This window comes from Peptoniphilus sp., from assembly GCF_050943655.1.
Classification (GTDB): Bacteria; Bacillota; Clostridia; order Tissierellales; family Peptoniphilaceae; genus Peptoniphilus_A.
The window spans coordinates 1-7,409 of record NZ_JBMNPQ010000072.1 but is presented as its reverse complement, the minus strand read 5'-3'; the positions used below and the strand labels follow the sequence as shown (position 1 = coordinate 7,409).

Annotated in this window: 7 protein-coding genes and 1 tRNA gene; all 8 read left to right on the top strand. The window is 32.2% G+C overall.

Features of this window, described 5'->3' with window-relative positions; all coding sequences use genetic code 11:
• Positions 1 to 74: 74 nt before the first annotated feature.
• The 8 genes from ACOX6R_RS06655 (at position 75) to ACOX6R_RS06620 (ending at position 7,407) form a co-directional block, all read left to right on the top strand.
• A complete protein-coding gene (locus ACOX6R_RS06655; protein WP_433448535.1) occupies positions 75 to 626 on the top strand; it encodes a cysteine hydrolase family protein in 552 nt (183 codons plus the stop codon).
• Positions 627 to 685: 59 nt separating this feature from the next.
• Entirely contained in the window at positions 686 to 1,279 is a 594-nt protein-coding gene (locus tag ACOX6R_RS06650; RefSeq protein WP_433448533.1) for a hypothetical protein, read from the top strand.
• A gap of 154 nt (positions 1,280 to 1,433) precedes the next feature.
• On the top strand, positions 1,434 to 2,738 hold the full coding sequence (locus ACOX6R_RS06645; protein WP_433448531.1) for an aspartate kinase: 1,305 nt from the start codon (positions 1,434 to 1,436) through the stop codon (positions 2,736 to 2,738).
• 9 nt (positions 2,739 to 2,747) lie between these two features.
• Complete coding sequence (locus ACOX6R_RS06640) at positions 2,748 to 3,725, top strand: aspartate-semialdehyde dehydrogenase (protein ID WP_433448529.1); 978 nt, start codon at positions 2,748 to 2,750, stop codon at positions 3,723 to 3,725.
• Positions 3,726 to 3,727: 2 nt separating this feature from the next.
• Positions 3,728 to 4,915: a homoserine dehydrogenase gene (locus ACOX6R_RS06635; RefSeq protein WP_433448527.1), complete on the top strand. Its 1,188-nt coding sequence runs from the start codon at positions 3,728 to 3,730 to the stop codon at positions 4,913 to 4,915.
• Positions 4,916 to 4,924: 9 nt separating this feature from the next.
• Positions 4,925 to 6,394 (top strand): threonine synthase, encoded by a 1,470-nt coding sequence (gene thrC / locus ACOX6R_RS06630; protein ID WP_433448525.1) that lies wholly within the window; start codon positions 4,925 to 4,927, stop codon positions 6,392 to 6,394.
• A complete protein-coding gene (gene thrB, locus ACOX6R_RS06625) occupies positions 6,384 to 7,256 on the top strand; it encodes a homoserine kinase (RefSeq protein ID WP_433448537.1) in 873 nt (290 codons plus the stop codon). Before thrC ends, thrB begins: the two co-directional genes overlap by 11 nt.
• A 64-nt stretch (positions 7,257 to 7,320) precedes the next feature.
• Positions 7,321 to 7,407: transfer RNA gene (locus ACOX6R_RS06620), tRNA-Leu, on the top strand.
• The last annotated feature ends 2 nt before the right edge of the window (positions 7,408 to 7,409 follow it).

Below are 7,409 nucleotides of genomic sequence, written 5' to 3'. Positions count from 1 at the left end.
ATTATAAATAACTAGTCTGGACATATATGTTACAATGTATAAAAGATATTTTATTAATTTATTTGGAGGTTTTTATGAATAAGGCACTTATTAATATTGATTATACAAATGACTTTGTTCACGATGATGGAAAATTAACTTGTGGAGAAGCAGGACAAGTTTTAGAAGAAGATATTTTAAAAATAACTAAAGAATTTTTTGACAACGAAGATTATATTGTCTTTGCAATTGATCTTCATGAAGAAAACGATGAATTCCATCCAGAGAGCAAATTATTTCCTCCACACAATATAAGAGGAACTTGGGGAAGAGAGTTATATGGTTCTTTGGAAGATTATTATCAAGAAATTAAATTAAATAAAAATGTATATTACATGGATAAGACTAGATATTCTGCTTTTGCTGTTACTGACCTTTACATCAAGCTTAGGGAGAGAGATATTAAAGAAATTCATTTAGTTGGAGTTTGCACTGATATCTGCATATTGCACACTGCAATAGATGCATACAACTTGGGATTTGATGTTTATGTTCATGAAAAAGGTGTTGCAAGTTTTGATAAAGCAGGTCACGAATTTGCACTAAAACATTTCGTAAACACTTTGGGAGCAAAGGTAGTTGATTAATTTAGAAATACATCTTAAAATCAATCCGTCAATAATTGTTTAACAGGTCAGGTGATTTTTTGAAAAAAATAAAAAAATCTCTTAATAGCATGACAAATTCTTTTCACAAGAGCTTTGCTTTTTTAAAATCTAAGGACTTGCCAAATAAAAATTATATTTCAAAGACTCTTGATGGTGTAGATAAAATGAATTGGATAACTACTGGCCAAACTAATTTATATGCAAAGAATCACTGTGCAGCTGTGGCTGAAACTAACATGTTTTTGTACTACAATAGAGAAAATTCTAACGATAAAATAAAAATTTTTAAAAAAGTTCACGAAATAGTTGGCAATGGTCCCGTGTTTTCCATTGATACTAGTGCAAAAAAATTTTTTAAAGCCAATGGGTATTCATTATTCTCAAAAAAAGTAAATAATATTTCTAATTATAAAGAAGAAATAGAAAATGGTCACATAGTTGCGATTTTAATAGCGAAGGGGATTGTCAATTGGCACTGGATTCTTGGAGTTGGCTTTCGAGAGTATGAAGATGGAAATTTTTATGCTCAGATTATTGACGGTTGGAACAACACAAGTGATAAATTTTATAAACTTAATAACGATAAATCTTGGATAAGTGCAAGAAGTTTTGTTAAAAATCCTAATGATTAATTCAAAAACTCAATGCATTAATGTATTGACAATATTAAAATAAAGTGTTATCTTAAATCAAAGCTTTAAAGGGGTAGTTCACTATCCAAGATTTATCAAGAAGGTATTGCGCTCGGTCCTTTTTGGATCGAGTTTTTTATTACGGAGGAAAAAAATGAAAGTTTTAAAGTTTGGAGGTAGCTCTTTAGCTGATGCAAATCAGTTTAAGAAGGTAAAAGACATAGCCCTATCTGATGAGGAGAGGAAATATATTGTTGTTTCAGCTCCAGGTAAAGGTGTAAGAAGCTCTCACAAAGTCACCGACCTTTTACTTATGTGCTATCAGCTTGCAAGTCACGATTTAAACTTTAACGAGATATACGAAATTATAGAGAAAACATACAAAGAGATTGTAGATGAATTAGAACTTAGTGTTGATATTGATAAAATTTTAAAAGATATTCACGGAGAAATTCAAAATGGTGCGTCCAAAGATTTTACTGCAAGTAGGGGAGAATACATTAATGCAATTCTTCTTGCAGACTATTTAGGTTGGAGCTTTGTAGACGCGAAGGACATAATATTTTTTAACCGCGGTGACTTAGACGAAGAAAAAACCGAAAGAGAAATATCAAAAGTTTTGCAAGATAGTCCCTATACGGTTATTCCTGGATTTTACGGCCAAGATGAAAATGGGAAGATAAAAACTTTTTCGAGGGGCGGTTCTGACATTACAGGATCACTTATAGCCAATGCCTTGAAATCAGAAATTTATGAGAACTGGACAGATGTGTCAGGATTTTTAGTTGCCGATCCAAAAATTGTTGAAAACTCAAAGACAATTGACTATATAACTTATAGAGAACTAAGAGAACTATCCTACATGGGGGCACCAGTTCTGCATGAAGACTCCATAGTTCCAGTAAAAAAATATGGAATTCCAATAAATATTAGAAACACAAATGCTCCCAGCGATAAGGGCACTACGATTATTCCAAATTATGATGATGAGAAGATAACTAACAATATCACTGGCATTGCAGGCAAGCGTGGATTTAGTGTAATAACTATTGAGAAAACTTTTATGAATACAGAATACGGCTTTTTTAGAAAAATCATGTCAGTATTTGAAACTAATGAGATTCCTATTGAACACATGCCGTCGAGTATAGATACTGTTTCACTAATAGTTGATACTGGAAAAATTGTCGAAAAGCTCGACAAAATTATTGAAGAGATTAAAATATATACAAATCCAAAGTCCATAAGCGTTGAGCACGGTATTTCTTTAATAGCAATTGTTGGAAAGGGAATGGTAAATAGTAAAGGTACGTCTGGAAAAATTTTTACCGCTCTTGGCAATAATGATGTGAACGTGCGAATGATAAGCCAAGGTTCAAGTGAGTTAAATATAATTATCGGCGTATTGGATAAGGATTTTGAAAAAGCTATTAAGTCAATTTATGAAGCATTTAATTGAGGTGTAATGATGAAAAAATACAATGTTGCAGTAGTTGGAGCGACTGGTTTAGTAGGAAGAAAAATTTTAGAAATATTGGAAGAAAGAAACTTCCCTGTAGATAAGCTCTACCCAATGAGTTCAAAAAGATCAGCTGGAAGTAGCATTAAATTTAATGGTGAAGATATTATAGTAAAAGAACTTACTGAAAATTCTTTTGACCAAGATATAGATATTGCACTATTTGCGGCAGGTGGAAGTGTGAGCGAAAAATTTGCAAAGATTGCAGCACAAAAAGGCGTAAAAGTTGTGGATAACAGTTCACATTTTAGAATGGATAAAGACGTCCCCCTAATAGTTCCAGAAATTAATCCAGAGGATGTCAATATGGGTTATGGAATTTACGCAAATCCAAACTGCTCAACAATACAATCTGTACTTCCGCTAAAGCCACTCGATGAAGCGTATGGATTAAAAAGAGTTGTGTATTCAACTTATCAGGCTGTATCTGGCTCTGGAATTGGCGGATTAAAAGATTTAGAAAATGGAACTCATGATAAATATCCATACCAAATTGCAAACAATGTAATAGTGCACATAGACGACTTTTTGGAAAATGGTTATACAAAAGAAGAAATGAAGATGATTAACGAAACTAGAAAAATTTTGCACGATGATGATTTAAAAGTAACAGCGACTACTGCAAGAGTTCCCGTAAAATATTCACACTGCGTATCAATTAATGTTGAACTGGAAAAAGAATTTGATTTAGGCGATGTGAAAAAACTTATAGGCGATTATCCTGGTATAAAATTATACGACGATCCAGAAAATTTAATTTATCCAATGCCAATTGTATCTGAAGGAAAAGATGATGTTTATGTTGGAAGAATTAGGCGCGACTTTTCTTTAGATAATGGCTTAAATCTGTGGTCTGTCGGCGATAATACTAGAAAGGGTGCAGCACTTAATGCAGTTCAAATTGCTGAACTTTTAATAAGAGGATAAAAATGAAAATAGCATTAATAGGTTTTGGAAATATTGGAAAGGGCGTCGAAGAATTAATTTTTAAAAACAAGTCGAAAATTAAAAATTACACTGGGCGAGACATTTCTGTAAAAACTGTTTTAATTAATAATATTAACAAAAAGAGAGAGCCTTTTGACAAAAATATCATATTTACAGATGACTTTAATTTACTTTTAAATGACGACGAAATTGACACAATTGTTGAAGTTACTGCGACAGAGGATGAGGCATTTTTCTATTTAAAGAGTGCATTTCAAAAAGGGAAAAATGTAGTGACAGCGAATAAGGCTGTGGTTTCAAAATATTTTGAAGAATTATTTACTCTTTCCAAAAAATATGATGTGAAATTTTTGTACGAAGCTTCCGTTGGAGGTGGAGTCCACATAATTAAATCTATTTTGGAAGATTTGCCATTTAATAACATTACAAGCGTGCGCGGAATTTTAAATGGTACCTGTAACTTTATACTATCTGAGATGACTGAAAGTGGAACAGATTATGACGAGGCTCTTAAAAAAGCACAAGACCTTGGTTTTGCAGAGCCAGATCCGAGTGCCGATGTTTTGGGAATTGACACTCGCAGAAAGACGAGGATTTTATCTTCATTAATTTTTAATAGAAAAGTTTTGGAAAAAGAAATTTTTACTGCTGGAATAGATAAAATAAATGCAAATGATATTAAAGTTTTATCAGAAAAAAACTACTCTTTAAAATTAATTGGTGAAGCGAGATATGAATGCGGAAAATATTTTTCTTACGTAATGCCCGCTGCAGTAGATGAAAATTCTGTTTTTTACAATATAAACGGTGCTACAAATATTATATCTTTCACTGGAGATAATATTAAAGATGTGTCCTTCGTTGGAGAGGGGGCAGGAAGATATCCCACTTCTGATTCAATACTTAGGGATTTAGTTGATATCTCTTGTGATAATGCGGTGTCCTATGTGCACAGTGGCGAAGAGATAAATCTTTCAAACTCAGAATTAAAATCAAAATTCTATCTCAGACTTCCAAAAGATTTTGTAAATTTTGATATAGATGTAGTTGATGAAAAAATCGAGACTTGCGATCTACACGTTTTTACGAAAGAGATAGAATTATCTGAAGTTATTGATATAGTAAGAAAAGTAGAAAGTGGCTATTATTTCTTGGCAAAAATAGATTAGGAGGTAAGTATGAAATTTTTCTCTACAAGAAATCCATCACAAAAAGTTGAATTTAATGATGCTGTTCTCATGGGAATTGCACCTGACGGCGGGCTATTTGTGCCAGAAAATTTCCCGAAAGTCAATTTAGAAAGCCTTAAAGATTTATCCTATAAAGAATTGGCATTTGAAATTTTAAGTATTTACTTAACTGATGTGCCAGATGAGAAGTTAAAGGAGATAATAGATAAAGCCTATACAAATAATTTTCCCAAAAATCCAGCGCCTTTAACTAAGGCACGCGAAGATTTTTATTTAGAATTGTATCACGGAAACACTCACGCTTTTAAAGATTTTGCTCTAAGTATTTTGCCACTATTTATGGAAAATGCAATTGAATCTAAAAATATTAAGGATAAAATACTGATATTAACGGCAACAAGTGGCGATACGGGAAGTGCCGCCCTATATGGATTTAGAGATTTAGAAAACATCGACATTGCAGTCTTATTTCCAGAAAATGGCGTGAGCAAAATACAAAGACTTCAAATGACTACAGTCAACTCACCAAATACCCTTGTGATGGGAATTGACGGGAACTTTGACGATGCACAAGGCTCAGTTAAGAAAATTTTTACTGACGAAGATGTAAAAAAATCTTTAAAAAAAGAAAATTATATCCTATCTTCTGCCAATTCAATAAATATTGGAAGGCTTCTTCCCCAAATTGTTTATTATTTCCATGCTTATAACGAGCTTGTTAAAAATAATGAAATTAATTTGGGAGATGAGGTGTCTTTTGTAGTTCCAACTGGAAATTTCGGCGATATACTAGCAGGTTTTTATGCAAAAGAGATGGGACTTCCTGTTAAAAAGCTGGTAATTGCATCTAATGAAAATAATGTATTGACAGAATTTTTTAACACTGGCATATATGACGCCAACAGGAGCCTTAAGGTTACAAATTCACCATCAATGGACATAATTATCTCTAGTAATCTTGAAAGACTTTTGTATCACGAGACAAAAGATAGTGAACTCGTAAAAAAACTACAAGATGATTTGTCTAAAAATAAAATTTATAATTTGAAGCATAAATTTAGTGACTTCTATGCAGGTAACTGCGATGAAGAGGATACTTTAAAAGAGATAAAAAAAGTTTATGACGAAGATAAATATTTAATCGATCCTCACACAGCAGTTGCAAAAAAAGTATCTGATGATTATAAAAAAGAGACAGATGCAAAAGAAAAAATTGTAATACTATCTACTGCGAGCCCTTTTAAATTTGCTGATACAATTTTAAATGAATTTCATGAAGTTAATAGAACGGGAGATGTTTTTTCTGATTTAAAATCATTTGAGGATTACAGCAAAATAAAGGTGCCAAGTGATATTTTAAATTTAAAAGATAAAGAAGTTTTTCACAAAAAATCTATTGAAGTAGAAAAAATTTTAGAAAACATTATGGAGTTTGTAAGTGATAGAAATGAAAATTAGAGTTCCGGCAACAAGTGCCAATCTAGGCCCAGGATTTGACGTTTTGGGCCTTGCTTTAAACCTATATAACGAATTTGAATTCACAAAAAGTGATGAGTCAAAAATAATTGAAGGTGAAGAAATTTCTGATGCAGAAGATAATTTAATTTATTTATCTTATGCAAAAACTTTTGAAAAATTTAAAGGGAAGGTAGTTCCTGTCAACATTAAAGTAACATCAAATATTCCAATGTCACGCGGTTTGGGAAGTTCATCTGCCTGCATAGTTGGTGGGATTGTTGGAGCTTATTTAATTTTAGATAGAGAAATTAATAGGCAAGAGATACTTCAAATTGCTTTAGAAATTGAAGGCCATCCAGATAATGTGTCTCCAGCAATTTTTGGAAATGTTACGGCAACAATTAACGAAGACGGGAAAAACATCACGACAGTTATAAAACCAAAAAACGAATACAAATTTATTACACTAATTCCTGATTTTGAACTAAAAACTGAAAAGGCTAGAAGCGTTCTTCCTAAAAATTATTCTAGAGAAGATGCAGTTTTTAATATTTCAAGGACTGCACTTCTTATTTCTTCATTGATGCTTGGACAGGATGAAAATTTAAAACTAGGCCTTGAAGATAAAATTCATCAAAACTATAGGGGAGAACTTATTCCAGACTTTAAAGAGATCTTTCAATTTTTAAATAACAACACATTGGGCTGTTATTTAAGCGGAGCAGGGCCTACTATTATGGCAATTGCAAAGAAAGATAAAAGCATTCGAGAAGATTTTAATAAATTTAAAAATAGTTTAGAATTAAGTTGGGAGATGCACGAACTTAGTTTAAACACAGAGGGTTTTGAAATTTTATATTAAATGTAAAATAAAAATAAAAAACTCGACAATAATGTAAATTTGTCTTATAATAATTAATGTGCTCGCGGGAGTGCTGGAATTGGCAGACAGGCATGTTTGAGGGGCATGTGCATTAATTTGCGTGGGGGTTCAAGTCCCCCTTTCCGCACCATT